We start from the raw sequence: 26,554 nt of genomic DNA on the forward strand, positions 1-26,554 counted from the left end.
CGGCCGGAGATTCCGGCCAGGCTCTACTGCTTTTGTGCTCTCGTCAGACGGCGGCAGTCACAGCCGCACGCATGCTGCGCCGGATCAGGTCATGCTGCTTCCGGACCAGCAACAGGGGATCCACCTCGCCCAGTTCGGCGAACGCATGCCCCTCCCACTCGCTCGACCAGTAGCCACGGTAGCCGCCGTCCACGAAGACCCGGACCAGTTCGGAGTAGTCGATGGCAGGCTCGTTCCCGTGTTCATCGATGTCGTAGAACTTCGCGTGCACGTGCATGATCTGCGGCATGATGTCAGCCCAGTCTCGGGGATTGACGTGCCCGTGCATGTTGAAGGCAAGGTGCGCGAACGAGCCCAGCTTTGCGGGGTCGAAGTCCTTGCTGCGGAGGTAGCCGATGAACTCCTCTTGGCGCTCCCGCATGGTGGCCTCCGTGGACCAGATGGCTTGCAGGCGTTCCAGCGCCTCTGCATCCAGACCGGCGCGGGAGACAGCACGCAACAACGTGGGTGACATGCCGTGCATGGTCGAGGAGAAGTCAGCGACGAAGCCCAGGAGGGGCGAGTCCAGCTCCGCGTAGACGTCCCGGACCTTCATGATCTCGGGCGAATTCGGGCCCAAGGGCGCGTGGATTTCGTAAGCGAGTTTGAGTTCCAGCTTTTCCGCCAACGGGAGGAGCCGCCGCAGCAGGGCCGGCTTGGCACTCTGGATCCTCACCAGCGGGAAGCCGAGCTTCTTTGCCCCGTGAAAGAGCGTCTCGGTGAAGTCGTACTCTTCGTCCGGGGTCATGTCCCGGTCACGGCGGCGCCCCATATCAAGGTTCGCGCCGAACGAGCTCGCATCGAATCCGTGCTTGTCGAACGCGGCCTGCCAGGATGCGGCGAAATCGTCGCTGACCTCCGGGTACGTGGGCAGCACCTGCGACGCCACAATCTCGATGCCGGGTCCGATGCCGAGCTCCGCCACGCGGTTCAGCAAGCCGTCGAAGTCGTACCACCCGGCGCGGAACTCGGCACTCGCGGAGTACAGGGTCAGGCCCAGGTGGAACGGGGCGTCATCCGCCTTCGGCGGTGGAGGGGTCACCGCCGTCGTGGTTCGTGGCGCTGGCGCGTCCGACTCAACCACCGTCAGTTCGAGGCTTTGGTTGACGAAATTGGGCACGTACATCCCCGGCCCACCGTCCTGGCCGGGGGCGATCTGCATGTAGGGCAGGCGAAGTTCGCCGACGATCTGGACTGAGTGCTGCTCGCCCGGCTTTACGGGTTCGGGTCGCCGGGCGACCAACAGGGGGTGTTCCTGCAGGAACCAGAGCGTCTCAGCCTGCTCGGGCAGCTCGGACAGGGAGTACTTGGCGCCACCGAACTCCAGAGACAGGTCTTCCTGGGCGACCTCCTCGCCGTCCACTGTGAGTTTCAGGGTGGACACGGAGGACAACCACAGGCTCCGGTACCAGGGCAGGGTCAGCGATACCGCCAATCCGTCCGGATGTGCGCGGAGGCTGTCTTCGTGAATCAATCCATTGGGCATGTTTCTCTTCTTACTGTGTGGGCTTAGGCGATTTCCGCGGCGATCCCGCGGATGAGCGAGTGTTGGCGACGTACCTGTTCAATGGAGCGCCAAGGCGTGCGTTCACCTTCGTATTCACTGGAGAGGTAGCCGTCGTATCCGGCGTCCTTCAGGGCTTTGAGCACGGGCTTCCACGGAATTTGCTGGTCTTCCAACTGTTCATCGATGTCGTGGAACTTGGCCTGGACGAACACCACGTACTTCGCAACGTCGGCGAAATCGGCGGGGTCCACGCCAATGCCATCCAGGAAGGCCGGCCGCGTTTCCCTCGTCTCGCCGGCGCGGAGCGGAATAGGCCGGTCCTGGAAGATCCCCGTATCGATCAGCAGGCCGAAGTTCTTGGTTCCGGTGCGTTCAATGAGGTTGATGTAGTCATCCACCACCGGGTGTTTGATGGGGGTCGGCGAATGGATTTCGGGGCAGATCACCACACCGAGCTCGTGGGCGAGGTCAAGGGAACGCTCCACGGATTCGGTCCAGATGGGGTCCGGCACGAGGTCGCTGGAAACGACGCCGATCTTGGGCCGGACGAAGCCGAAGCCCAGGCGGTTGGCCAACCTGAGGTCCCGCTGCAGGGCGGAGGCACCCTCCTGTGCGGTCATGCTCTTGCCGGGACGGAGCCGGGTGTCGATCCACGAACCGTAGTTGGTGGGTTCCAGGGAGTACCTCTCCAGCAGGGTGAACCACTGATCGATCCACGCGGCGGTGGGTTCCGGATAGCCCGGTACGTGGCCTTCACCAAGGATTTCGACGCCGGTGGCCCCGGTGTCCGCGACCGCCGCCAAGGCGGTCTCCAGGTCCAGGACGGTACCGAAGTCGTGCATGAAGCTGTACAGGGAAACGCCGTAGCGGAATACCCCATCTCCACCCTCGGGACCCAACGTGATCCAACGGCTCTCCCGGTAGGTGGAGGGCTGATGCTCCACGGGTATGTAGGACATGCGCAGCTTCAACTCGATGTGGAGTTCGTGGACGCCCTGCGGCAACCCACCTTCCAGGGGCACCGTCACCGTGGCCGCCTCGTCCAGTTGCCAACGAACGCCTTCGCTGGCCCAGAGTTCCTGCAACGTGAACGTCTTGCCCTGGAGCGTCCAGGACGGCACGTCGGCCGCGACGTCGACGAGGTTGCCCACCTGGACGGCAATTCCGTCGATCAGGGAGGCGGCCATTCCCCGGTAGGACGGCATCCGCACCCGGAACTGGAAGCCCGTCACGCGTTCGCCGTCGCGGACGTTGCGGAAGCCGGTGGCCTGGATGAGGTCGCGTTCTAGAAGCATCTTCGCTCTTTCCTTTGAGGAGGTAGGAAGAGCATAACGTACTTATGATTGATTTGAACATAAGTACGTTTGGATTCCGCTAATCAGGAACGGTTCAGTGTGAGAACCCCGCAGCCGCTTCCGTCAGGCTCTTACCCTTGGTCTCCGGTGCCAGCCATTGGGACAACCCGGCACCGACGAACGCGACGCCCGAGGCAATCAGCATGGTGGTGGCCGAGCCAAGGTTCACCATGGACCATGGCAGCAGGAACGTGCCCAAACCGGCGCCGACCCGGCTGACTGCCGCCGCGAACCCCGTGCCGATGCCGCGGATCTCCGTGGGGAAGACCTCGCCCGGATAGATGCCGGTCAGCGTGTTGTACATGGCATTGACGAAGGAAAAGAGCAGGAAGAGGATCAGGACCACCACGGGCGGCGCACCGCCCCACAGCCCAATAACCGCAAGAACGACGGCGGCAACCCACTGCGGCGGGACGGTCATGGCGCGTCGGCCTGCTTTATCGACCAGGAGCACGGTGATGATCACCGCGACGAGGGCGACTGCCGAGAGGCCCACACCACCGGCCAGTCCCCCACCGAATCCGTACCTGCCCAGCACGGTGTCGGCAAAGGTGGCAATCGCGAAGTACGGAGCCACCCCGCAGAACCAGAACATGGACACGAACAACGTGGACCGCCAGTATTGCCGCGAGAAGAGCATGGAGAACGTCCCGGGCTTCGTGTCCTCCCGCTCCACATCGGCCATCTCGTCCACGCTCTCCATGTACCGGTGGGCCACCGCCATGGCCTCGTCCCGGCGGCCTTGGTTCCAGAGCCATCGGGGCGATTCCGGCAAACCGATCCGGAATACGAAGACCACCACGGCAATGACGGTGCTGCTGCCCAGGATGACGCGCCAGTCCACGTCGGTGAAGTGGTCCAGCAAGTACCCGAAGAGGAAGGCCAGCATGAACCCCGTGTACCAGGCCACCAGGGTCAGGCCCAGGAGCCGGCCCCGCAGGCGCGCGGGGGCGAATTCGGACATCAACGGCCAACCGACGGAGTACTCCACCCCGATGGCAACGCCCATGGCAAAGCGGACGGCGAAGAGCAGCTCAGGCGAATTGACGAAGAATTGCACACCGGAGGCCGCAACGAAGATGCACATGTCGATCAGGAACAGGGGCTTCCGGCCGAACTTGTCCCCGGCCCAACCCCCGATGGGCGAGCCCAGCAAAATGCCAAATAAGGGACCGGCCGCGATCAAGCCTTCCCAGAGCGTGGAGAGGTCCAGATCTTCGGTCATGGTCCCCGTCACCGGGCCAAAAATCCCCAGGATGTAGCCGTCCAGGAACATGCCCCCTGCCAGGACGGAGACCATCCTCAGCATGAAGCGCCTCTTGAACGCTGCCGAAGTTTGGACTGGATCCCCCACGACGTTCCTGGTGTCCTTCATGGCCTGTCCTTGGCTAAACCGCTTTCTCCCGATGATCGTCCATCAGGGCGGCGGGCGCTAGGGGCCGACGGTATCCCGCGTCGAGGTCCGCAGGCGGTACAGGGAGGATGTCGCCGTGATGTACATGTCTTGGCCGTCGGGACCACCGAAACACAGGTTGGAAACGCGTTCGGGAACGTCGACGGCGGCCAGCAGGCCGCCGTCGGGCGCGTACACGCGGACCGAAGCGCCCGCGGAAGTCCACACCCTTCCCTCGACGTCGACGCGGAAACCATCCGAGACCTTGTCGTCCTCCAGTTCCACAAACGTCCGCCCGGTTCCGCAAGTCCCGCCCGCAACCGGGTAGGCGGCGATCCGGAACGGCACACCGTGGTCCGGCCCCGCCGTGTCCGCAACATACAGGACAGACTCGTCCGGGGAGAACGCCAGGCCATTGGGATGCACCAGGTCGGTCACCACCGGCGTCAGTTCCCCGGCTTCCGGGTCGAAGCGGAACACGTAGCAGCCACCGTATTCCTGCTCACCCTCGTGGCCCTCCACGGTGCCGGGCAGGATTCCGTAGGGCGGATCCGTGAACCACACCGTCCCGTCCTTGGCCACCACAACGTCGTTGGGCGAATTGAGCCGACGCCCACCGAAGGAATCGACGATCGGCGACACCACGCCGTCGTCATCGCGCTCGACGCGACGCCGCCCGTGGCTGCACTGGACCACGGTGCCGTCACGGTCCAGCGTCCGCCCGTTGGTGAATTCGACGGCGGTGGCGTACTCACGCGTCTGGCCTGACTCCGGGCTGTACTCGAGGATCCTGTTGTTGGGGATGTCGCTCCACCGCACCGTCTGCGACTGCGGAACCCACACGGGGCCCTCCGCCCAGACTGTACCCTCGAAGACCTTCTCCAGCGTGCCCGTGATCAAGTTGTCCATGCACCGTCCCTTTCGACTCGTTGTTGAGCCTATCCTCCGGAACGTCTCCAGCCGTGGGACTCGGCCGCGTCGGCTGGTTCGCTGGACCGGCCGGCATCGCTTGTGGTGTCCGTCCCCGGCATCGCAATGACGGCGACCACAGTCAGGACCGCGCATACCACCACGGCCAGGAACACGGCACCGGAAGCCGCAACTGTCGATTGCGGATCCGGGCCGCCGCTTCTGGCATAGATGGCGTTGGCGACGGCGCCGAACACGGCCACGCCGATGGAGCTGCCGATGGAGCGGGCAAAGAGGTTGGTGCCCGTGACCACGCCGCGTTCGTTCCACTCCACGCTCGACTGGGCGGCGATGAGGGTGGGCGTCGCCACCAGTCCGAGTCCGAGGCCCACGACGAAACACGAAGCCGCAACCAGGAGGACGTTGGGCGAAGAGGCCGTGAGGGCAAGAATGCCGGTACCCACCACCGTGATGGAGATACCGATCAGTGCTGTCTTCCGGAATCCGATCCGCAGGTAGAACCGGCCGGCCTGGGAAGCGCTGATCGGCCAACCAAGCGTCAGTGCCGCCAATGCCAGTCCGGCCAGCAGCGGCGAGGTCTGCAGTGCGCCTTCAAGGAACGTGGGCACGTACGAGGTGAGGCCCAGCATCACCGCGCCAATCCCGAAGGCGATCATCGCCGTCGTCGCCAACAGCCTGCGGGAGACAACCCACGGCGGGAGGACCGGCTCGGCGGCCTTGCGCTCGACCAACAGGAAGATGGCGAGGAGCACTGCCCCGACGACGAAAACCGTGATGCTTGCCGGTGAGTTCCACGCCCACGCCTGGCCACCTTCCAGCGCCCCGAGGATCAGGAGGCTCAGCGCGATGGTGAGAAGAGCTGCGCCAAGGTAGTCGATGCGGTGCCTGGTCCGTTCAACATTTTCGTGGAAGGTACGCGTCAGCATCCAACCGGCCAGGAGGCACAGCGGAATGTTGATCAGGAAGATCCAGCGCCAGATCCCCAGCGACGCGAAGACGCCACCCAGCGTGGGACCCACCACAGACGAAATGGCCCACACGCTGGCAAGGTAGCCCTGCACTTTGGCGCGTTCGGCGAGGGTATAGATGTCGCCGGCAATGGTGATCGACACAGGTTGGACCGCACCGGCGCCAAGTCCCTGCAGCACGCGGAAGGCAATCAGGGCGGGCATGCTCCACGCGAGTCCACAGAGGATGGAGCCGAGCAGGAACAGTGCGATGCCGCTGAGGATGATCGGCTTGCGACCCAGGACATCGGAGAGCTTTGCGTACACGGGAACGGATACAGCCTGCGCCAACAGGTACCCGGAGAAGAGCCAAGGGAACGAGGAGAAGCCGCCGATGTCCCCAACGATGGACGGGACGGCCGTGGCAACGATCGTGGAATCAATCGCCACGAGGCCCGTGGCGAGCATCAAAGCAATGAGGATCGGCCCTCGCTTGGAACGGAACCCGACTCCGTCGGCAGTTTCTGTAGTCATATGTGTCCTCATCCCGTCGCGTACGTAACCGGTTTCCGTCCCCTCAACGTGCTAACCGCATTGGATACGGAATTAGTCCCTGGTCCCGGTGACGTACGTCGGACAGCCAGCTGGCAGTGCAGCGGATGGGTTCTGGTATACAACCATCGCATCACCATTGGAATCGAACTTCGAACGGCGCGATTCATAAAACGTCTATTTGACCCAGGGCCTTGCTTTGGAATACCAAACAGCCTAATCTCCTTTTTATCGACCAATCGTGACCACCGTCACAAAAGTGCAAGGGAAGACCAATGAAGGCCCATACAATGCTTGTCTCCCGCGTGCGCGTACCGAACGTATACCCCGAGGCCGATCTGTTGATCCGAGGGGGACGGATCGCCGAAATGGCGCCAACAGGAACGCTTACTGTTCCGGCAGGGGCGGTCATCGAGGACGGGGCCGGCGCCCTGGCCCTGCCGGGCATGGTGGACGCGCATTGCCACGTCGACAAGACGCTCTGGGGCCGCGACTGGGTGCCGCATTCTGCGGGGCCCAAACTCGCGGACCGCATAGTGAACGGCGAGCGCGGTCGCGCGGAACTCGGCCTGCCCGCCCGCGACGGTGTGCAGGCGCTGCTTGAACAGATGGCCGCCACCGGAACCACCCTTGCCCGCACGCACACCGACGTCGATCCCGACGTCGGGCTGCGCGGCGTCGAAGTCGTAGCGGACGTCGCCGCAGAACTGGGCGACATCATCGACGTCGAACAAGTTGCCTTCCCGCAGGGCGGGCTGCTGACCCGCCCTGGGACGGCGGAGCTGCTCGAGTCGGTCCTTCAACAGGGCCTGGTTGGCTGCATCGGCGGCATCGACCCCGCGGCGCTCGAACGCGACTCCGTGCGTCACCTCGACCTGATCTTCGGGCTCGCCGAGACCTATGGCGCCAAGCTTGATATCCACCTGCACGAGCGCGGAACCCTGGGTGCGCACACCTTGGAGCTCATCATCGAGCGGGTGGTCCGGCACGGACTTGAGGGCCGGGTGGCGGTCTCGCACGGCGTGGCCATCGTGGAGGTGGACCGCGCCCAATCCGAGCGGATCTCGCAGGGCCTCGCCGAGGCGCGGATCTCCCTGCTGACCGCGACGGTCTACAACACCCCGGTGCTGCCGATCACCGAGCTGCGCAGGCAGGGGGTGAACGTCGGAGCGGGCAACGACGGCGTGCGCGATCTCTGGGGCCCGTATGGCAGCGGAGACATGCTCGAGCGCACGTTCCATCTCGCGTACCGCAGCGGTTTCCGCACCGACGAGCAAATCGCAGACGCATTCGACGTGGCAGTGAGCGGCGGGGCGATCGCCCTCGGACGCGAACCTGCCCGGATTGAGCCCGGCGCACCCGCCGATCTCTTCCTCATCGATGCAGCAAGCATCGGCGAGGCCGTCGCCGCCCGACCACAGCGGCGGCTCGTACTGAAACGCGGCAAGGTCGTCGCCCGCCACGGGAACCCATTGCGCACGAGTTGACCCTGTCCGGCGAGCGGGATCCCGCCCGCCTTCCCCAACCGGGTTCCGCATCCCGCGGAATCCCCGCACCGAAAGGCAAGAACAATGTCGTTCTCCCGCACCATCCTCACCGGCCGTGTTGCGGCCGCCCTCGCGGCCAGCAGCCTCGCCATGCTGGCCTTTACCGGTTGCGGCATCTCCGACTCCACGGCCACAGCCGCCGGAGCATCGGAGAAGCCGGCCTCCGTCAACGAAAAGGCACCGCTGTACAACCTGCTGCCGCAAAAGATCAAGGACAAAGGCGTGCTCACCGTAGCCACGCAGCCCGACTTCGAGCCGGCCAACTTCACCCCCGCCGGCCAGACAGGCATCCAGGGCTACAACGTTGACCTCATGGAATCCATGGCGAAAGAGCTCGGCATTCCGGTCAAATGGGAGAAGGTGCCCTTCGACCAGATCCTGATCGGTATGCAGAGCGGCAAGTTCGACGCCGCCATCGCCGGAATGACCGACCGCAAGACGCGGCAGGAGCAAGTCGACTTCATCGACTACCAATGGGCCGGGACCGTCTTCATGGTCCAAAAGGGCAACCCCAAGGGAATCACCAGCGCCGTCGACGGCTCCTGCGGCCTCAAGATTGGCGACGTCAAGGGCTCCGATGCCAAGCGCCTCGTCGACATGATGGCGGCGGCATGCGTGGCCAAGGGCAAGCCAGCCACCGAGCTCATCTCCTTCCCGAACTCGAGCGACAAGAACCTCGCCGTCACCTCGGGCCGCATCGACGCCATCTTCTGGCCGGACATGGCGGTCTCCGTCATCCAGCGGGAAACCGGCGACAAGCTCGAATCGCTCCCCGTCGATTTCGAAGAGAAGGTCTACCTTGGCATGACCTTCAACAAGCAGCAGACAGATCTCCGCGACGCCTTCCTCACCGCCCTGAAGGCAATCCACGAGAACGGCACGTACGACGAAGTCCTGAAGAAGTGGCATGTCGAGGTCATCAACCTCGAGACGCCCGGTATCAACCTGGCGGTGAAATGACCATGTCCGACCTCACCCGCCCGGCATTACCGGCAACCATCGGTCCGGCCCACTATGTGCGCCGGCACGGCGATGAGCCGGCCCTGCAAGAGGCGCCGATCCCAGCGAAGCGGCGCCCCCAGTACGGCCAGATCGTCACAGGGCTCGTGGCAGTGGCGCTGGTTGTCCTCTTCATCCAGTCCCAGGCCGTGAACCCCAACATGGAATGGGGCGTCACGTGGGACTACATGTTCAACCCTGTGGTGCTTCAGGGTGTCGGGGTCACCATCCAGCTGGCGATCTTCGCCATGCTTATCTCGATAGCACTGGCGTTTGTTGTCGCCCTGATGATCCAGAGCAACAACAGAATCGCCAGTGTCATCGGCCGCACCTACGTCTGGTTCTTCCGCGGTGTGCCGATGCTCGTGCAGGTACTGCTTTGGTTCAACTTGGCGGTACTGTTCCCCACCATCCTCGGGCATGACACGAACACCCTCATCTCGGGTTTCACCGCCGGCCTGATCGCACTCTCGCTCGCCGAGTCGGGCTACATGGCCGAGATTATCCGCGGTGGCATCATGTCGGTTCCGACGGGCCAGACTGATGCGGGGGTCAGCATCGGACTGACCCGCAACCAGGCCTTGGCGCGCATTGTGCTGCCCCAGTCGATCCGGGTCATCATCCCGCCTACAGGCAACCAGTTCATCGGGATGCTGAAAGCCACGTCGCTGGTCTCGGTGATCGGCGGCAGCGACCTGCTGACCCGCGTCCAGCTCATCTATGGGCAAAACTTCAAGATCCTGCCCCTGCTGATCGTTGGTGTGCTCTGGTACCTGATCCTGGTGACCATCGCCGGCGTCGGCCAGCACTTCCTCGAGCGTCGGTTCAATGCCTCGCAGCCCGGTTCGCGCCGGGCGGGAAAAAGCAAAGGGCCGGCGATGGGCAGCACGGTCCCAACCACTACTGGAGGTGCGCAATGACGCAAGTAACTCCTGAGGCTCCGGCAACCGAGACGATGCTGCGCATCGCGGGCGTGCACAAGTGGCTCGGCCACAACCACGTACTGAGGGGTGTCGATATCGAAATCCGCACCGGCGAGATCGTCTGCGTCCTCGGCCCGTCGGGCTCCGGCAAGAGCACCCTGCTGCGGTGCATCAACCACCTCGATCCGGTGGACGGCGGCATGATCGAGGTCAACGGTGAGCGCGTGGGGCACGAGCTCCACGGCGGCCAACTCTTTGAGCAAAGCGAACGCCGAGTGGCCAAGGCCCGGCAGCACATCGGCATGGTGTTCCAGCAATTCAACCTGTTCGGTCACATGACGGCCCTCGACAACGTCACATACGGCCCCACCAAGGTCCTGGGACGCCCGCGCAAGGAGGCCACGGTGCATGCGCGGCAGCTGCTGGCAAAGGTGGGCCTGGCAGACAAGCATGCTTCGTACCCAAGTCAGCTCTCGGGCGGCCAGCAGCAGCGCGTAGCCATCGCCCGGGCGCTTGCCATGGAGCCACGCCTGATGATGTTCGACGAACCGACGAGTGCATTGGACCCCGAGCTGGTGGGCGAAGTCCTGCAGACCATGCGGCAGGTCGCCGAGGAGGGCATGACGATGCTCGTAGTCACCCATGAGATCGGGTTCGCCCGCGAAGTGGCCGACCGCGTGGTGTTCATGGACCAGGGCCGGGTGCTCGAAGACGGGCCAGCGCGCGAGGTGCTCGACAATCCCCGGCACGAGCGCACGGCGGCTTTCCTCCGCCGCGTGCACTGAGACCAGAAGAGAGAAGGTACAAAAAATGACTGACAAGAAGTTCAGGCTGAGGAATGTGCGCCCGTGGGGCGCCGACCCGGCAGACATTGTGATTGACGGAGGCGTAATCGTCGAGGTGCTGCCTGCGGCTGGGACCACCGACGACGGCGACCTCGACGGCGGCGGGCTGCTCGCCGTTCCTGGGTTCATCAACACCCACGCCCACGTCGACAAGAGCTGGTGGGGCAAGCCGTGGGTGCCCTACACCTACTCCGACCACCCCACGGTGGAGGGCTGGATCGCGAACGAGCGTGCCCAGCGGGGAAACTACGACATCCCGAACGTGAACTCGGCCGCCGCGGTGCTGCGCGAGTTCATCCGGCACGGCACCACCGCCACCCGCACCCACATCGATGTGGACCTCGGCATCGGGCTAAAGGGCCTTGAGTCGGTGCAGGCCGCCGTCGCGGAGCTCGATGGGGCCATCCATGTGGAGACCGTGGCCTTTCCACAGGACGGCGTGCTGCGCCGGCCCGGCGTGCTGGGACTGCTCGACGAGGCTGCCCAGGCCGGGGCGGACAGCATCGGGGGGCTCGACCCGGGAACGATCGACGGGGACGTGGAAGGCCAGCTCGACGGGCTCTTTCAGATCGCCGTTGAGCGGGGCGTCGGCCTGGACCTGCACCTGCACGACTTCGGCTCGCTCGGTGCGTACGAGTACCGCCAGGTGATTCGCCGGACCATCGACGCCGGGCTGCAGGGCAAGGTGAACATCTCGCACGGTTTCGCACTGGGCTCGTTGCCGCAGAGCGTGCAGGAGGAGATCGTCGAGGGCCTCGCCGAAGCCGGCATCTCGTGGACTACCGTCGCGATGAGCGGCACCGCGCCGCTGCCCTGGCAACAGATGCGTGAACGCGGCGTTCCGTTGGGCCTGGGCACCGATGGCATCCGCGACCTGTGGTCGCCGTTCGGCGACGGGGACCTGCTGCGTGTGGCATTCGCCTTTGCACGCCTGCACGGGTTCCGGCACGACGACAAGTTGACCGCCGCCGTCGAGTACGCGACGACGCATGGCGCGCCGTTCGTGGGACGTGGGCAGCACGACCTCGTGGCCGGAGCCCGCGCCGACATTGTGCTCCTGGAGGCCGAAAACGTGCCGGACGTACTGGTCCGCTGCCCACAGCGGCGCCTCGTGGTCTCCGGCGGCCGGGTCATCGCCCGCGACGGCGAAGTCTTGGTGTAGCGCGATCTGCTCGATGCTGCCGTGAGCCACGGGCTGGGACTGAGATCAACGTGGCACATTGAGGTAACCGGCGGTCCTCCTTAACCCGCCCTTTCGCCGCTACGCGGCAATCACTCGAGGCACCGTGCCATCCCCGGACGTTCCCGTCGTAGCGTGTTGGCTCAACGTTCAATTGACCGACTGGGGTCCGCGTGGAGCGCTAGCTTGACGCAATCACAATAGTCGGCGTAACGCTGGGACGAGTCCACTTTCAGTTGACCCGTGAAGCAAGTGCGACCCCGAAATGTGACGGCTTGGCTAGCCGTTGCACATTCCGGGGTCGTGGGGACTAGCAGACGCTTCAGAGCTCTTCTTCCGAGGCGTCCATAGCCGCTGTGTTGGCTTTAGCCCAGTTCACTCTTTGCAGTTTCGGGCAGTCGTGCGACCACGATGAGCGAGATCAATGCAGCGCCGATGCCAATGATTGCCGGTGCCGCGTTGTTAGCAGTCCCTGCAATAAGTGCGGTTGCGATGAACGGTGCGGTGCCGCCAAAAAGCGTGTTCGATACGTTCCATCCGATAGACATGGCGCTGAAACGTATATGTGTGGGAAACATTTCAGCAAGTGCTGCCGGCCCAGGGCCTGCGTAGCCGGCCAAGAGGATCGCCGTCGCGATCTGAAGAATGTAGGCGGCCGGGAGACTTCCTGATTCCAACCAGAGCATCATTGGCCAGCTGATAACGGCGAAGCCTACGCTCGCGGTCACGAGCAGCGGCTTGCGGCCAATCCTGTCTGAGAGCGCTCCGAAGAATGGGATGGCTACGGCGAACACGACGATGGCGATGAGATTCGAAAGTTGCGCGTGTTGGGCAGGAACTCCAGCTACCGTCTTGAGAAATGTCGGGATGTAGGTCAGGAAAAAGTAGTAGCCGATCCCCCAAATCGTGACAACTCCAACGGCCTTAATCACGGCCGCTGGATGCTCAAGGACAGCTTGCAGAACTGGGCTACGTCGCGACTTGACCTCGGTACTTTTCTGAAGCTGACCGAATGATGGCGTTTCTTCAATTCCAAACCGAAGCCAGAGGGCGACTGCCCCGGTTACGATTCCCAGCAGGAACGGGAGCCGCCATGCCCAAGAGAGAATGTCCTCTGACGAGAACAAGAAGGACATGCTCAGGGAGACCAATGATGCGAGCAGGAAACCAGCGGCGGAGCTGACCTGTTGCCAGCTTCCGAGGAAGCCCCTTCTGTGGTGCTGTGCATGCTCTACAATGAACGTCGCCGAGCCTGCTGTCTCGCCGGCTGTGGCAATGCCTTGACCTAAACGAATGATGACGAGGAGGGCCGGAGCAACTACTCCGACGTCGGAGTAGGTAGGCATAAGACCGATTGCCGTGGTGCAAATGGCCATTAGCAGTACCGACCAGAAGAGGGTTCGCTTACGTCCATATTTGTCGCCGAGGTGGCCGAAAATTACTGCGCCGATGGGGCGCGCGAGGAACCCGGCTGCGAATACGGCAAAGGTAGCGAGGAGTCCTGCGGTCGGGTCGGTCGAGGGGAAGAACAATTTGGCCAGGATAACTGCAGAGAATGCGTATATGACATTGTCGTACTGTTCAAGCATGTTCCCGATGGCACCTGCGGCGGTTGCTCGCACGGACCCTCGGATTACCGTTTTCGTACTTGATGATGCCTCGGAGACGTTATTTGTCACGGGCGTACCTTTCTAGGGGCCTCCTGTTGGGGTGGAGGCGATTCTGTTGCTATTGACTTACTTGGAGCCGCTTTCGATTCGTGTGGCGGTGGCCTGAAGGGCATTGACTACGGCTTCCAGTCCTTCAGCAGGGATCGGATTTGCGATGCTGTGGATGGAGATGAGGAATTGGCCCTTTCCATCCCGGTCCTTGACGGGTACGGAGATCATTCGGAACTGAGACGTTGTTGTCAGGTCCTGGTCATTGGGCTCATAGGAGGTACCAAGTTGTTGCATAACGCTTAGCAGTCTGCGTTGCAGGTTGGGGGTGTGCGGACCGCGAGAGAACTCTTCAATCAGCCGGTCTAATTCCGGATGATCATCTGAAAGAATCGCTACGGACCATCCTCGAGTCCTTGCCAGCTGAAGCTTTGCGTGCCAGTCCTCATGGGTAGCTGATGTGTGCAACCTGGAGTACCAACCGTCGAAAGCGTCATCGTCGACCAAAAGCGTGCCGAAGGGCGGGCTGAACGGAAACCTCCGACCAACAATGGAGGTGGTTCGATTCGGTTCTGTGCCGGCACTGGCGGCGATGACGAGTTCGTCTCCCACTGGGGCAAACACCACGACTTCGCGGTCCAACTTGTCGGATAATTCCTCCAGCATGCTCCTGTGCCGTTCGATCTCCGTGATGACGGGCAGCAGCGCGGTTTCATTAGGCATGACGAAGGATGAAGAGTTGAACTTTCCGAAGCTTCCCTGGAAGAAGAGTAGGGGAAGCACGGGGTTGGGTACGTCGAAGGCGAGGACTCTGGCCAAAAGAAAATCATGGTCTCCCGCGTCCGAGATGGATTCGACAGTTCCCTCAAACCACGCAACGCACCCCTCGATGATGGGTGAGCCCGTCACACCAGGGACCCAACTCACACCGTTGAACTTGTCAGTATCCTTTGACGATAGTTTTCGGCACAACGACTCCTGTGCATGCGAAAGGACGTTGAAGCATAGATGCGTGCAGTCTTTGAGGCGGGCATAGCTTTGCGATGTCTTGGTCGGGAGGAAACCAACCAGTGGTGGATCCAAGGAAACAGACGTGAAGGTGCCCACGACCATTGCGACAGGGTTTCCATCGCTTGCTATTCCGGTTACGACAACAACTCCCGTGGGGTACTGTCCTAATGCCCCTCGCAGATGTTCACCGTCGAGGGCCGGGCGGGAAACGATTTGCGCTGTCATTACGACCCCCAAACCTCGCGGTACAGGCGAAGCCAGTTTCCGCCCATGACCTTGTCGATGTCAGTATCTGAATATCCACGTGTGGACAAACCCTCGGTTATGCGCGGCATATCTGCAGCCGTGTCCAACCCCTTGCATGCGGGATCGGCACGTGGCACACGCGGTTCTTCGCCGGGTATTTTGCCGTGGAGTCGGCGGAGGTACCGCCAATACTCCATGTCCTGTCCTTCGCAGAAGTCGGAGGCGATGCCGACATGGTCTGGTCCGATGGTTTGAACCAGGCTGTCGATGGCGTCGAGGAAGTCATCGATGGTGGAGTTGAAGCCTGCGGGGAGGAACCGGGGGAATGCATTGGCTCCGATGACTCCGCCCCGCGCGGCTAGTTCCTTCACGATCGCTGCGGGTTTGTTGCGGGGTTGGTCCGCGAACTCCCTGAGATTTGCGTGCGTGATCGCAACCGGGGCTTCCGACAACTCGATGGTTTGGCGGCAGCTTTGATCTCCGACGTGGGAAAGGTCAATCAGCATGCCGAGGTCATTGAGCTTCTTGACTGTCTTGACTCCAAAAGTGGACAGTCCTTCGTCGTGTCGTTCGTAGCATCCGTTCGCTACGAGGTTGCGTAGGTTGTAAGCGAGTTGCACGACCCTGATTCCCAAGTGCTGGAAGACTTCCAACCGTTCGAAATCATTCTCGATGGGCGAGATGTTTTGCCAACCGAGAATGATGCCCAGTTTGTTCTCTGATCGGGCTCGATCGATGTCAGAGGCGGACTTGATTTGCAGTAGGCGAGGATCGCTCTTGAAGCGGCGGATCCATTTGCCTACTTCGTCAACGGATTCCTCAAAGGTCTCCCACACAGCGACCGTGGCGTTTACCGCTCCCACTCCGCCGGCGATGAGGCTGTCATACGCTACTGCACGATCCCAGTTGCTGGGGTTGCAGCCGTCAATAATCAGTTGCTTCATGGCTATTTCTCCTGGACTCCGGCAACCGCGAGTTCAAGATCCAGTGCTGGCATGACGTCCTCTGCGATACGGTGAAGCTGCTCGGCGTTCTCGGCGTGGCTTGCCGGAATGTGGATGTTGAAGAGGATGTCTTCGAGTCCTGGCAGTTCCGTTTCGAGGGCATGGATCCGTTCGACGAGCTGCTCGGCTGTGCCTGCGAACCAGGCGCCGCTTTCCAAAGTTTCTTCGAATGAGGAAAGCATGGGCTTGTCCGGTACGGGTTGACCTTCGCGGGCCATCAACTCCAGTAGTTCCGAGTTGTATGGAAAGACGCCCAACGGTGCGGCAAACTTGCTGTATTCGTCGAAAATGGGCCGTAGACGTTCGCGCGCTTCCTTTTCCGTGTCTGCTATGTAGGAGCGGAACCCAACAGATAGACCTTGGCCCAGAGCAAGGTCGCGGCCATGCCGGGCATTTGCTTCCTGATAGAGCCGCGCAAACTTGCCGGCGAACGGTGTCGGCATGCCCGCAATCATCCCCCTGATGTTGTGCTTGGCCATGAATTCGACTCCGCGGGGATTCCCGCTGGTTGTGGGCTGCCATGTTTCCACTGGAAGATTCGCGGGGCGAGGGACCAGTGTCAGGTCCTCCAACGGAAGCATCCGGTGGGTTCCACCCTTCGGAGGCAGATCGAAATAGGTTCCATGGTGCGACCATTTGTCTTCATGGAAGGCTTTCATGAGAACTTCGACTTGCTCTTCGAAGTAGTCGCGGCGTTGCTCGTCGTTGAGGGCAATCGCGTGTTCGTTCATGGCGATCAGTTCACGTTCGTGGTATCCCCGACCAACGCCGAAGATCAGTCGGCCTCCGGTCAGAATGTCAACTGTGGCGAAGTCTTCAGCGAGACGAATGGGGTGCCAGGTCGGCAGGACGTTGAACCCACAACCGAACCGGATCCGCTCTGTATGCTGCGCCAGCCAGAGTGAGAGCATAGGGATGTTAGAGATAACTTCATAACCCTCCCTCTGGTAGTGGTGTTCGGCCATCCACATCGTGTCGAACCCAAGTTCTTCGCTGAGTTGCGCCGTCACCAGAGCCTGACCGAAAACGGAATTTAGCCGATCGCTGCTGTACTGCCGGTCGGCCGGCAGGGGGCCATCAAAGCCGAGGCGATCACCGTCGATGACATTACCGACGTACAGGGAGCTCACCCTTTTGATCATTGGGTTACCTTCTTTGCGTGTAGAAAATTCATTAGTTTTGTGTTGAAGAGTGTTGGCTGTTCGATGTGGGGAAAGTGCCCGGCGTCGGGAATGACAACGAATTCCGCCTTGGGGATGGAAACGGCGAGACTGCGAACGGCAGCCACTGGTGTTCTCTGATCAAACTCTGCTCCCAAAACCAACACGGGGCATTGAATTTTCGCTAGCGAACTACCCATCCCGATCCGGTAAAGCACGGAGATAAGATCGAGGAAGACCTGGCCGCCCAAGGAGCCCAATGAGGTCACGAGTTCTTCGAGCCGCTGCTGCGGCAGGTCCGCGTGGATCATTTGTGTGACGGTGTCTCGTGCGAAGGCACCCATTCCCTTCTCCCCCAGGGTGGTTGAGACCGACTCCATTCGGGCTTTCCGATCGGCCGGGGTGACATCGCTGAACGTGTTGACCAGCACCAGCGACGAAACCCGCTTCGGATGCCGCAGGGTTAAGTTGAGTGCCTCGCATCCTCCCATCGACAAGCCAACGACGTGAGCACTGTCAATCCCGAGTGCATCAAGCGTCTCTATAACGTCATCCGTCAGATTCTCAAGTGAGTCAGGGATTTCGTAGGGGGTCCCCCCGTGAGCACGCCGATCGACAGCGAGAACCTGGAAGTCCTCTGCGAGAACGTCGATCTGCTCGGACCAATCAGAAGCCGCAAGACCCATTCCGTTCAAGAGAACGACAGTCTCATTCCCGGGACGGCCTCTCAGGATGTATTTCAGTTGCATCAGCACACTTTCTAGGAGTCAACAGCGCGGATTCCATCTTGCGATACCGCGGTGAGTGAAACACCCGACAACTATGAGGAGAAGCACATGTGAACAACAGCACATTGACGGTTGTTCCGGACCTCCTCCTGCGATGGACTGACAACAACAACGAGGAAGGCTTGTATGGACCTCCAAATGCGCTTTGTGCGGTACGGCGTCACATCATTCAACGAGTGTCTTGTGCACTACAGAGATGTCCTGGGCTTGCCGCTCAAGTTCACTGACCACAGCACGTGGGCAGAATTCAAAACAGGTGATGTCCGGTTCGCGATCGAGCGAATCGATGACGCTGATGGTAAGACCTACCGGGGAGCATGCTTCCAAACACCGGATTTGGAGGGCTTCTGGGACAGCCTCGCAGGAGCCGGAGTAGGCGTAGGAGCGCTCCGAGACGGTGCTCATGAGCGCTACGGGATCATCGTTGATCCAGATGGAAACGAAGTCGTTGTCTACGCCCCTAAGCTGTAGATATGCGAGGAGCTGACCCGTGAGCGTGAACGACCAAGTCGTCGGTGCCACTTTTGCGGATCTTATCCAGGCCGCAGCATTAGGCATTACGGCGGAACATATTCCCCTGGATGCAGCCACCCGCAAGATAAGGTGGGTTGCCTACACGGAACTCGAGGATCCCACTCCGTACCTAAGGGGCGGCGAGCTGGTGTTGACGTCGGCCAAATCCTTTGACGCGGCCAATCCTGAACTTGCTGAGCAATTCATAAGTCGCCTCAAGGCCGCGGGAATGGTGGGGCTTGGATTTGGCATACAACGCATCTACGCCCGGGTTCCCGCTTCGGTCGTAGAATCTGCAAAGCGTCTGAACTTCCCGCTTCTGAGCATTCCTTCTCGAACTTCCTTCGCGACGGTCAACAGATTCGTAACCGATCTTGTGGCCCAGCATGAACGGGAGATCTATCAGCAGCCCTTGGCAGACCAACAGGACCTTATCCGGGCTTCGGTGCGCGGCGACGCGCCTCTGCAGATCACCAAGATTCTTCACCGCTCCACCAACGGATGGGCCGCCGTCTGGACGTCGGAAGGCAACGTCGTCGCGGAATCCGGCCTACGGCAAAAAGCTGACGACGTTATACGGCAGATCCGCGATCTGGCCGATTCAGGACGCAAGGGGGCCGCGAGTCTCCACGACTCCGGATGGCATTGCCGGATCCTGGCCATTGGTACCGAGCTGGATGATGGGTACTTGTCCCTCTGTACTCGCGATGAAACAACCGAGCCAGAACACAAGACTCTTGCAACGGCGGCGCTGCTTCTCTCAGCATTTTCGCAGCGCCAGAGAGTAAACCAGCAGATTGAACAGAAGCTGCAACTGCAACTTCTCACTGCGCTCTTCGATGGCAAGTTTGAGACGGCGGAGGCCGTCGTCGATCTTCTGGGTTTGCATGTTTTCCGCGATGGCGTGCCAGTGTCGGTAGCTGTCATAGAGCCGCTGCGGGCGGACTTGCTGACCGACATTCTGAATCGGCTGCACTCTGTTGCTGGTCTCATTGTTGGCCCCTACCGCGATGGTGCCATTGCTATTTCGGCGCACTCTGAGGCCCGCCTATCAAGCATCCTGACCCCGATCCTTAAACACAACGCCACCGCTGGCGTGGCCGTCGCGGACGGGTTGCGGAAAGTTTCGCAGGTACTAGGGCGGGCGGTCGCGGCGGCCACTCGATCTCCTGGAGACGACGGCGTGGTGAGAACCTTTGACGAGATGATGTCTGCTACCAACCCATTCGGCATGGATGCTGCTGAGGGTCTTCGCTGGTCCAAGACCATACTGGCACCGATGCTTCCTGCGGCTTCCGGCGATAATGCGGAGCTGTTGAGAACGCTGACCGTATATCTGGAGAGCCACGGACAGTGGAGTACAGCCTCTCGGCGTCTCTTCGTTCACCGAACGACACTGAAGCAGCGAATCGACAAAATAGAATCACTACTTGGAACGGATCTGGATGACGTTTCCACCCGAATGCGCTTGTGGTTCGCGCTACAAAACCTGGAGTAAGCGCACCGGCTGTTCTTCTTGTCCGTGATGGTCCCGCGGCCGCGGCGCTATCCTTTTGGGCCGGAAAGCCTTGCACTCACCGGCACAGCCCGTGAGTATCGCATTCCATAAAAGGAGTTTGAAATGAAGAAGCATCACAATTCATCAGGAACAAACATCAGTCATCGTTGCTGGTGCCCGGACGCCCATAGGCCGCCTTATGGGGGCACTGTCCACACTGTAGGCGGCAGAACTTGGCGGATACGCCATCAAGGGGGCTCTGGCGAAGGCCGCCGTTCCCGGTGACCTTGTTGATTTCGTTATCATGGGACATGTCATCCAGGCCGGTGCGGGTCAGATCACGTCGCGCCAAGCCGCGGTCAAAGGCGGGATACCGATGACGGTGCCGTCCCTGACCATCAACAAGGTGTGCTTGTCAGGTCTCAACGCCATCGCGTTGGCTGACCAGCTCATCCGCGCTGGGGAGCACGAGATTGTCGTTGCAGGGGGCATGGAGTCGATGAGCCAGGCCCCGCATTTGCTTCCTGGTGTACGGGTTGGTCATAAGTTCGGAGATGCGACTCTCGTTGACGCCATGGCTTATAACGCTCTCTATGACCAATTCACGCACCAGGCCATGGGGCTGCTCGCTGACGAACGAAACCGGGTCGCGGATGGTCTGACCCGGGAGGAGCAGGACTCCTTCGCGGCGCGAAGCCATCGTCTTGCTGCAGCAGCCGCAGCGAGCGGTGTCTTCGATTCCGAGATTGTCCCGGTCTCCGTCCCCACCCGACACGGCGAGGTGGTGGTGCGACACGACGAGGGCATTCGACCTGAAACAACAACGGAGGACTTGGCCAAGCTCCGCACCGCTTTTCACCCGGCGGGCACTATCACTGCCGGTTCGTCCTCGCAGATCAGCGATGGTGCAGCGGCGGTAGTGGTCATGAGCAGAGCCAAGGCTCAAGCACTCGGACTGACGTGGCTCGGCGAGGTGGGTGCCAGCGGGCAGGTTGCCGGGCCCGACTCGACCCTCCAGTCGCAGCCAGCCAACGCGATCAAGCAGGCAGTAAAGAAGCAGGGAATAGGGATCGACGACATCGACCTTTTCGAGCTGAACGAAGCTTTCGCGGCTGTCGGCATCCAATCGGCGCGGGAGCTCGGTATTTTGAACGACAGAGTTAATGTCAATGGCGGCGCCATCGCGCTGGGTCATCCAGTGGGCGTATCGGGAACACGCATTGCGCTCACTCTCCTCCACGAGCTACGTCGCCGTGGGGGTGGTACCGGCGCGGCCGCTCTTTGCGGAGGCGGCGGGCAGGGGGAGGCTCTGATTCTCCATGCGGCAGGCGACGATGACTGAACAACTTAGCCGTGTTGTGAATGGAGAGCCTGCCAGACAGCCGTATCAGCACGTCTTAGTCCAACGGCAAGGTCGTGTTGGCATCATCAAGCTCAACCGTCCAGAGGCCCTGAACTCCTTGACCTCTGAAATGTGTGTTGAAGTCGTCGATGCTGCATCCAGGCTGGATGCCGACCCGGGCATCGGCGCCCTGGTACTGGCTGGCTGTGAGAAGGCGTTCGCGGCCGGCGCAGACATCCGGGAGATGCAAGCCCTGGACTATTCGCAGGTAGTGACCGACAATTTTCTGGCCGGATGGGACAGCTTTGCCAACGTCCGCACGCCGACGGTGGCGGCCGTGTCCGGGTATGCGTTGGGCGGAGGATGCGAACTTGCGCTCATGTGCGATGTCATCATCGCCGCCGCGACCGCACGATTCGGCCTCCCCGAGGTCAGCCTCGGCACCATCCCTGGACTAGGAGGCACCCAGCGGCTCACTCGGGCAATAGGGATGGCCAAGGCCATGGACCTAATCCTCACTGGTCGCACCATGCTCGCAGACGAGGCCGAGCGGCTGGGCCTGGTGTCCCGTGTGGTGCCTAACGAGCAGGTGATGCAGGAGGCCCTTGAAGTTGCAGAGACGATAGCTGCTAAGTCATTGCCGGCTCTGTACGCCGCGAAGGCAGCGACTGCATACTCTCAGGAATCCGGACTTTCTGAAGGGCTACAGTATGAGCGGCGCACCTTCCACGGCACTTTCGCTCTCAGAGACCGGGCAGAAGGCATGGCGGCTTTCCTTGAAAAGCGAACACCTCGCGTCACTCACTCATGATCAGAGTGACGATGGGAAGTACAGCTCGTGATCACGAAAGAGGGCAGGAGACTCCCCTGACGCTTCTTGGTAGCTGACAGTTCAGCGGCAATTACGATTCCCTCCTAAGCTGCTTCGGCTTCAACGTCGTCGACAAAACCTCCGGCGAAATCCAATACCGGAGCCAAGTCGATCACTCGGACTCGGACAGAACCTGAACGCGGCCGTCTTATGTTCGCGGCCGGGAGGGGCACCCTGTCACCCTGCAAGCATCAAAGCAACACGGGTAATGGCTGCATCAGCGGGCGCTCCTTGCATGTCCCCGCAGTAAAGGCCAGGGACGGGGGCCAACAGGCATCTCCAAACCTGGTTACATGAGGCAAACAGCCGTCGCCACGGGTCTGTTCAAGCGGGACAACAGATACTTGGACAAACGCGCTCATAACCCTGCTCTGGAGGCGGCATACTGTCGGTCAGGGCATTTCAACCTTCTGTCCAGTCGCACGTCCTTCACTGTCGAGCAGATTCCCGAGGTGTTTGACCGATCGTAGAACGATCGAACGGTCAGCGATCGTGACACCGGGAAGGCGTTCTTCTATGAGCGCCTCCAGGCGCCCAACGTCCCCAACGTCACGGAGCCACACAGCCATAACCACGTTGTACTTACCAATCGTCGTCCCAACCAAACGGACCTCTTCAATTCGGGTGAGTTGTGGCCCGACCCGCGCTACCATTGCGGCGGGTACACGCAGGAAATACCACGTGTAGATCGGCCAGGGCGTAAACAACCGCGCCACGTCGACTCTGATACTGAGTCGCCCGGTTGCCAGAGCCGCAGTGATAGCTTCCCGAACGCGGCGCGGCGCCATGCCGATCTGATCAGCCAGTTCCATGGTACCGGCGCGACCATCTCTAAAGAGCGCCGCAGCCAGCTCTCGTTGTTCTTCCGGGCGAAGCCTCACTGCTGCTACCTGGGCGGGCCTGTCCGCGGCCTCAACGCGGGCAGCCTCATCCGGAGATAGTTCCCGCAGCCGCCAGTTACGAGCGTCTCCGACAACTCTGGAGACTATGTGCGTTTTTACTGAGCGGACGCCTTTGACTCCCTGCAGACGCTCCAGGGTCCAAGCTCCGACTGAAGGTATGTCAGTGGCCGCGATCACAACTAAGATGTCACGTCCTCCAGTGATTAGATCGATGCTTATTGCCTCCGAATCGCCTGAAAGTGCGTTGGCTACGCTAAGCGCGGTACCGGGACGACACTTCAACTCGACTAGAGCGACCACCTTCGTCTCGCCCAGACCATAGGCCGTTAGATAGACCGTGCCCTCATCGATGAGGCGGGACCAACGTCTGGCGAGCGTCGCGGGATCAGCGCCAACTATGGGAGCCAAGGCTGACCATGAGGCGCGGGGACTGATCTGGACAGCATGTATGAGTCGAAGATCCAGGTGCGATATTTCATTTTTCTGCATTTTGCTGCTCTTTAGTCAATTTTCTGGCACTTCCTGATGTGACGCCGCTCTCACGCCCTATTGTCTTCCTTGTTCTACACACAGTTCAAAGGAGAGACGAAGTGGGCGTGACAGCACCACCGAAAGCATCATTAGGTACTCAAACAGCGGTTCGAGGGGCTGTCGGATTCCTAATCATTATGGAGTTTGGGTCCGGGATACTACAGGGATGGTACCCTGTCCTGCTGAAAGCCATTGGGCTCGAGTTCAAGGTGGGATCGGCCGAACTTAACTGGGTCAATACGGCGTACTTGCTTGCGACAGTTCTCTGTGTCCCAGTCATTGCAAAGCTGGGTGACCGCTTCGGGCACAAGCGCTTGCTTCTTATCTCAACTGCGATGGTGGCGGCCGGCTCGGTCTTGGTGGCGATGGCGCCCTCCTTCGCGATCTTCCTTGTTGGGCGGGCGCTACAGGCACCGCTGGCAGCCTTCCTTCCACTGGAGTTTGCGATTGTCCGGGAACGGGACGAGGAGAATGCGGGCAAGTCAATCGGGAAGCTGGTCGGGGCTCTTACCTTCGGTGGTGCTATCGGCTCCTTCGGGGCTGGCCTTCTGTTCGGGGTCATAGGTGACCTCCGAACGGTGTTGTGGGTACCCGCGATCTTCCTGATCATCTGCGTGCCCGTCGTAGCGTTCCTTGTCCCCGAAACGAAGGTCCGGGCTGCCGGCCGTATCGACTGGCTCGGCGCATCCCTCCTTGGCGCTGGACTCCTGAGCCTGCTCAGCGGTGTCGCGAATGGCCCCAGTTGGGGATGGACATCCACAATTACGTGGGCATCGATAGTGGCTGGCGTCGTTCTTTTGGCCGCATGGTGGTTCGTGGAAAAGCTGGTAAAGCACCCACTGATCAATGTGAATCTCCTCACAAAGGGTGGTCTCGGACTGCCAATCCTCATCGGATTTCTTTTTGGGGCCCAATTGTTCGGAAGCAACACCGCTTCCAGCGTCTATGTGCTAACAAACCCGAACGAAACCGGATTCGGCCTTGGCTTCACTCCTTCGAACGTTGGGCTGCTGGCGCTTGCGGTTGCCGGTGCGACTTTCGTGGCAACGACTCAAGGGCATCGAACCATGAAATGGTTGGGCGTCAAGGGAGCGATTGCACTGGGTGGCGCCCTCACCACGATCGGCTTCGTGGTATTCATCGTTGCCCCACTGTCTGTGCCAATCATGGTCGCGGCGAAAGTAGTCGGCGGGTTGGGGAATGGGGTGATCGTGGCTGTTCTTCCCACCATTGTCGTCAAGAGGGCACCTCGCGACTCCGTCGGAATCGCTTCTGCTATGTACAACACCACTCGGACCGCAGCGGGTGCAATCGCCGGAGCTGTCTTCGCGTTGGTGATGGCCAGTTTCCTCCTGCCCGCGGGCGCAGGGGGGTCAACCGTGGCCACTACCTCTCTCCAGGGTTACATCGTGGTGTGGGTGATCTGCGCAGTTCTATCTGCTGCAGTGGTTGCAATGACGTTCTTCCTGCGTCCGGTTCCCGAGACTGAACCAACCGTGAACCCGGTCGCGGAAAAGGAAGCTGCATGAGTACGACAGGTTCGGTGACGGACAGCATCCTTGTTCTCGAAAATGCCAAAGAGCGCATCAGCGAGAAGGTTCGTCAATGGGAAACCCGTCTCCTTTCCATCAGCCACGACATCCATTCCCACCCCGAGTTGGCATTCCAGGAGCATCGAGCGGCAAGGCTTCTCGCAGAGGCTCTCCTGGAAGCGGGCTTCGACACCACCGTAGGGGTCTATGGACTGGAGACAGCGATCGAAGCTTCCTATGGGAGCGGCGACTTCGTCGTGACTGTGTGCGCCGAATATGACGCGCTTCCCAGCATTGGGCACGGCTGCGGGCACAACATCATCGCCGCTGCCGGGCTCGGCGCCGCCATAGCCCTCGCTTCAATCGCTGATGAGATCGGCATCAGGGTTAAACTTCTCGGGACCCCGGCTGAGGAGTCCGGTGGCGGTAAGGTCACGATGCTGGAGAACGGGGCATGGTCGGACTCCACTGTCTCCCTCATGGTCCACGGCGCGCCCGGTATCGATATGCGATGCTCCGACTACCGGAGCCAGGCGGTGGACCGGTTCGAGGTAACCTACACGGGCCTCCCTTCGCACGCCGCGGGCGCGCCCCAGGCCGGAATAAATGCTCTGGATGCGGCCACCATCGCTCTCGCCGCCATCGGTCTGAGCCGCCAGCAGCTACCCAACACAGTCCGAGTCGCTGCCTTCATTACCGAAGGCGGCGAGGCCACCAACATTATTCCCTCCAGGACCGTGCTGCAGGCCGAAGTCAGATCCTTCGAACTCGCCGAGTTGGACGATGCGAAGCGAAAAGTTATGGCTTGCTTTGAGGCGGGCGCCATAGCGTCGGGCTGCAGCTGGGAACAATTCCAAGTGCAACCAAGGTATGAACCACTTCGGCAGGAGCCACTGCTGGCAACGGCATGGGACACGTCGGTAAGTGGACTGGGTAGAACCCCTATTCAGGTGGGCAGCATAACTGGCGGTTCGACAGACATGGGCAACGTTTCACAGGGGGTGCCCTCGATACATCCTGCCATCGGAATCTCAGGCACAACCGCCGCCCCGCATACAGCGGGATTCACCGAAGCCGCTGCGGGTGAGGGCGCGGATCAGGCAATTGTTGACGCAGCGCAGGCACTGGCCTGGACGGCGGCGACGGTGGCGATTAACCCCGAGGTGCGAGCCGAGCTGCTTGCACGACAGGACGAACGAACGGGGGACTGAGTCTCCCGGCCGACACGAGACTTTGGAAAAGAAGGAAAATCGGATCCCGAAAAGCCATGAGGCAGCGGTC

General features: G+C 61.2%; 21 protein-coding genes and 1 pseudogene. 11 read left to right on the top strand and 11 right to left on the bottom strand.

The genetic code is table 11. The features are described 5' to 3' along the window. Nucleotides 1-43: 43 nt before the first annotated feature. From ACFVSJ_RS04415 to ACFVSJ_RS04435, 5 genes are all read right to left on the bottom strand, one after another. Entirely contained in the window at nt 44-1,525 is a 1,482-nt protein-coding gene (locus ACFVSJ_RS04415) for a DUF6379 domain-containing protein (RefSeq protein ID WP_387434742.1), read from the bottom strand. 23 nt (nt 1,526-1,548) lie between these two features. After that, nucleotides 1,549-2,841: a DUF6379 domain-containing protein gene (locus tag ACFVSJ_RS04420; RefSeq protein ID WP_387434743.1), complete on the bottom strand. Its 1,293-nt coding sequence runs from the start codon at nt 2,839-2,841 to the stop codon at nt 1,549-1,551. Between the two features lie 94 nt (nt 2,842-2,935). Further along, nucleotides 2,936-4,276 carry an MFS transporter gene (locus tag ACFVSJ_RS04425; RefSeq protein WP_387434744.1) on the bottom strand — a complete coding sequence of 447 codons (1,341 nt, stop codon included), beginning with the start codon at nt 4,274-4,276 and terminating at the stop codon, nt 2,936-2,938. A gap of 57 nt (nt 4,277-4,333) precedes the next feature. Then, on the bottom strand, nt 4,334-5,203 hold the full coding sequence (locus ACFVSJ_RS04430) for an SMP-30/gluconolactonase/LRE family protein (protein WP_387434745.1): 870 nt from the start codon (nt 5,201-5,203) through the stop codon (nt 4,334-4,336). Between the two features lie 29 nt (nt 5,204-5,232). Next, entirely contained in the window at nt 5,233-6,705 is a 1,473-nt protein-coding gene (locus tag ACFVSJ_RS04435) for an MFS transporter (RefSeq protein WP_387434747.1), read from the bottom strand. Nucleotides 6,706-6,998: 293 nt separating this feature from the next. Between ACFVSJ_RS04435 and ACFVSJ_RS04440 the strand changes: the two genes are divergently transcribed. The 5 genes from ACFVSJ_RS04440 to ACFVSJ_RS04460 all read left to right on the top strand — a co-directional run bounded on the left by ACFVSJ_RS04440 (nt 6,999) and on the right by ACFVSJ_RS04460 (nt 12,199). Then, nucleotides 6,999-8,210: an amidohydrolase gene (locus ACFVSJ_RS04440; RefSeq protein ID WP_387434748.1), complete on the top strand. Its 1,212-nt coding sequence runs from the start codon at nt 6,999-7,001 to the stop codon at nt 8,208-8,210. Nucleotides 8,211-8,294: 84 nt separating this feature from the next. Continuing rightward, nucleotides 8,295-9,230, top strand: a complete 936-nt coding sequence (locus tag ACFVSJ_RS04445; protein ID WP_387434749.1) for an ABC transporter substrate-binding protein — start codon at nt 8,295-8,297, stop codon at nt 9,228-9,230. Continuing rightward, nucleotides 9,227-10,189, top strand: coding sequence for an amino acid ABC transporter permease (locus ACFVSJ_RS04450; RefSeq protein ID WP_387434751.1), 963 nt, complete (start codon nt 9,227-9,229; stop codon nt 10,187-10,189). Before ACFVSJ_RS04445 ends, ACFVSJ_RS04450 begins: the two co-directional genes overlap by 4 nt. Then, a complete protein-coding gene (locus ACFVSJ_RS04455; RefSeq protein WP_387434753.1) occupies nt 10,186-10,977 on the top strand; it encodes an amino acid ABC transporter ATP-binding protein in 792 nt (263 codons plus the stop codon). Before ACFVSJ_RS04450 ends, ACFVSJ_RS04455 begins: the two co-directional genes overlap by 4 nt. Nucleotides 10,978-11,002: 25 nt before the next feature. Then, a complete protein-coding gene (locus tag ACFVSJ_RS04460) occupies nt 11,003-12,199 on the top strand; it encodes an amidohydrolase (RefSeq protein ID WP_387434754.1) in 1,197 nt (398 codons plus the stop codon). A 383-nt stretch (nt 12,200-12,582) separates the two neighbouring features. Here ACFVSJ_RS04460 and ACFVSJ_RS04465 read toward each other — a convergent pair whose 3' ends face one another. The 5 genes from ACFVSJ_RS04465 to ACFVSJ_RS04485 are packed head-to-tail and all read right to left on the bottom strand — an operon-like array spanning nt 12,583 to nt 18,045. Beyond that, nucleotides 12,583-13,896, bottom strand: a complete 1,314-nt coding sequence (locus ACFVSJ_RS04465) for an MFS transporter (RefSeq protein ID WP_387434756.1) — start codon at nt 13,894-13,896, stop codon at nt 12,583-12,585. Nucleotides 13,897-13,953: 57 nt separating this feature from the next. After that, on the bottom strand, nt 13,954-15,111 hold the full coding sequence (locus ACFVSJ_RS04470) for a flavin reductase (protein WP_387434757.1): 1,158 nt from the start codon (nt 15,109-15,111) through the stop codon (nt 13,954-13,956). Further along, nucleotides 15,111-16,076: a dipeptidase gene (locus ACFVSJ_RS04475; protein ID WP_387434758.1), complete on the bottom strand. Its 966-nt coding sequence runs from the start codon at nt 16,074-16,076 to the stop codon at nt 15,111-15,113. The genes ACFVSJ_RS04470 and ACFVSJ_RS04475 overlap by 1 nt, the downstream gene beginning before the upstream one ends. A gap of 2 nt (nt 16,077-16,078) precedes the next feature. After that, nucleotides 16,079-17,278: an LLM class flavin-dependent oxidoreductase gene (locus ACFVSJ_RS04480; protein ID WP_387434759.1), complete on the bottom strand. Its 1,200-nt coding sequence runs from the start codon at nt 17,276-17,278 to the stop codon at nt 16,079-16,081. Then, nucleotides 17,275-18,045, bottom strand: coding sequence for an alpha/beta fold hydrolase (locus tag ACFVSJ_RS04485; protein ID WP_387434760.1), 771 nt, complete (start codon nt 18,043-18,045; stop codon nt 17,275-17,277). The genes ACFVSJ_RS04480 and ACFVSJ_RS04485 overlap by 4 nt, the downstream gene beginning before the upstream one ends. Before the next feature lie 165 nt (nt 18,046-18,210). On the opposite strand from ACFVSJ_RS04485, the gene ACFVSJ_RS04490 reads away from it, so the two are divergent. The 4 genes and pseudogenes from ACFVSJ_RS04490 (at nt 18,211) to ACFVSJ_RS04505 (ending at nt 22,248) form a co-directional block, all read left to right on the top strand. Next, nucleotides 18,211-18,555 carry a VOC family protein gene (locus tag ACFVSJ_RS04490; RefSeq protein ID WP_387434762.1) on the top strand — a complete coding sequence of 115 codons (345 nt, stop codon included), beginning with the start codon at nt 18,211-18,213 and terminating at the stop codon, nt 18,553-18,555. Nucleotides 18,556-18,574: 19 nt separating this feature from the next. Then, on the top strand, nt 18,575-20,095 hold the full coding sequence (locus tag ACFVSJ_RS04495; protein WP_387434763.1) for a PucR family transcriptional regulator: 1,521 nt from the start codon (nt 18,575-18,577) through the stop codon (nt 20,093-20,095). 199 nt (nt 20,096-20,294) lie between these two features. Further along, nucleotides 20,295-21,437, top strand: a pseudogene (locus tag ACFVSJ_RS04500) (acetyl-CoA C-acyltransferase). After that, complete coding sequence (locus ACFVSJ_RS04505; RefSeq protein WP_387434765.1) at nt 21,430-22,248, top strand: enoyl-CoA hydratase-related protein; 819 nt, start codon at nt 21,430-21,432, stop codon at nt 22,246-22,248. The pseudogene ACFVSJ_RS04500 and the gene ACFVSJ_RS04505 overlap by 8 nt, the downstream one beginning before the upstream one ends. 452 nt (nt 22,249-22,700) lie before the next feature. Here the strand turns inward: ACFVSJ_RS04505 and ACFVSJ_RS04510 are convergent, their stop codons facing one another. Further along, the gene (locus ACFVSJ_RS04510) at nt 22,701-23,699 is read right to left on the bottom strand and encodes an Lrp/AsnC family transcriptional regulator (RefSeq protein WP_387434767.1); all 999 of its coding nucleotides are present in this window, start codon (nt 23,697-23,699) and stop codon (nt 22,701-22,703) included. 38 nt (nt 23,700-23,737) lie between these two features. Between ACFVSJ_RS04510 and ACFVSJ_RS04515 the strand changes: the two genes are divergently transcribed. Both ACFVSJ_RS04515 and ACFVSJ_RS04520 read left to right on the top strand, forming a co-directional pair. Then, the gene (locus ACFVSJ_RS04515) at nt 23,738-25,270 is read left to right on the top strand and encodes an MFS transporter (protein ID WP_387434769.1); all 1,533 of its coding nucleotides are present in this window, start codon (nt 23,738-23,740) and stop codon (nt 25,268-25,270) included. Beyond that, a complete protein-coding gene (locus ACFVSJ_RS04520) occupies nt 25,267-26,484 on the top strand; it encodes an amidohydrolase (protein WP_387434771.1) in 1,218 nt (405 codons plus the stop codon). Before ACFVSJ_RS04515 ends, ACFVSJ_RS04520 begins: the two co-directional genes overlap by 4 nt. Nucleotides 26,485-26,554 lie beyond the last annotated feature (70 nt).

The sequence above is a fragment of the Paenarthrobacter sp. NPDC058040 genome (genome assembly GCF_042885775.1).
GTDB lineage: Bacteria > Actinomycetota > Actinomycetes > Actinomycetales > Micrococcaceae > Arthrobacter.

What these genes read in the sequence shown, in the direction of transcription:
- ACFVSJ_RS04415 (WP_387434742.1), bottom strand. Translation starts at nt 1,525, where the DNA reads ATGCCCAATGGATTGATTCACGAAGACAGCCTCCGCGCACATCCGGAC.
- ACFVSJ_RS04420 (WP_387434743.1), bottom strand. Translation starts at nt 2,841, where the DNA reads ATGCTTCTAGAACGCGACCTCATCCAGGCCACCGGCTTCCGCAACGTC.
- ACFVSJ_RS04425 (WP_387434744.1), bottom strand. Translation starts at nt 4,276, where the DNA reads ATGAAGGACACCAGGAACGTCGTGGGGGATCCAGTCCAAACTTCGGCA.
- ACFVSJ_RS04430 (WP_387434745.1), bottom strand. Translation starts at nt 5,203, where the DNA reads ATGGACAACTTGATCACGGGCACGCTGGAGAAGGTCTTCGAGGGTACA.
- ACFVSJ_RS04435 (WP_387434747.1), bottom strand. Translation starts at nt 6,705, where the DNA reads ATGACTACAGAAACTGCCGACGGAGTCGGGTTCCGTTCCAAGCGAGGG.
- ACFVSJ_RS04440 (WP_387434748.1), top strand. Translation starts at nt 6,999, where the DNA reads ATGAAGGCCCATACAATGCTTGTCTCCCGCGTGCGCGTACCGAACGTA.
- ACFVSJ_RS04445 (WP_387434749.1), top strand. Translation starts at nt 8,295, where the DNA reads ATGTCGTTCTCCCGCACCATCCTCACCGGCCGTGTTGCGGCCGCCCTC.
- ACFVSJ_RS04450 (WP_387434751.1), top strand. Translation starts at nt 9,227, where the DNA reads ATGACCATGTCCGACCTCACCCGCCCGGCATTACCGGCAACCATCGGT.
- ACFVSJ_RS04455 (WP_387434753.1), top strand. Translation starts at nt 10,186, where the DNA reads ATGACGCAAGTAACTCCTGAGGCTCCGGCAACCGAGACGATGCTGCGC.
- ACFVSJ_RS04460 (WP_387434754.1), top strand. Translation starts at nt 11,003, where the DNA reads ATGACTGACAAGAAGTTCAGGCTGAGGAATGTGCGCCCGTGGGGCGCC.
- ACFVSJ_RS04470 (WP_387434757.1), bottom strand. Translation starts at nt 15,111, where the DNA reads ATGACAGCGCAAATCGTTTCCCGCCCGGCCCTCGACGGTGAACATCTG.
- ACFVSJ_RS04475 (WP_387434758.1), bottom strand. Translation starts at nt 16,076, where the DNA reads ATGAAGCAACTGATTATTGACGGCTGCAACCCCAGCAACTGGGATCGT.
- ACFVSJ_RS04480 (WP_387434759.1), bottom strand. Translation starts at nt 17,278, where the DNA reads ATGATCAAAAGGGTGAGCTCCCTGTACGTCGGTAATGTCATCGACGGT.
- ACFVSJ_RS04485 (WP_387434760.1), bottom strand. Translation starts at nt 18,045, where the DNA reads ATGCAACTGAAATACATCCTGAGAGGCCGTCCCGGGAATGAGACTGTC.
- ACFVSJ_RS04490 (WP_387434762.1), top strand. Translation starts at nt 18,211, where the DNA reads ATGGACCTCCAAATGCGCTTTGTGCGGTACGGCGTCACATCATTCAAC.
- ACFVSJ_RS04505 (WP_387434765.1), top strand. Translation starts at nt 21,430, where the DNA reads ATGACTGAACAACTTAGCCGTGTTGTGAATGGAGAGCCTGCCAGACAG.
- ACFVSJ_RS04510 (WP_387434767.1), bottom strand. Translation starts at nt 23,699, where the DNA reads ATGCAGAAAAATGAAATATCGCACCTGGATCTTCGACTCATACATGCT.
- ACFVSJ_RS04520 (WP_387434771.1), top strand. Translation starts at nt 25,267, where the DNA reads ATGAGTACGACAGGTTCGGTGACGGACAGCATCCTTGTTCTCGAAAAT.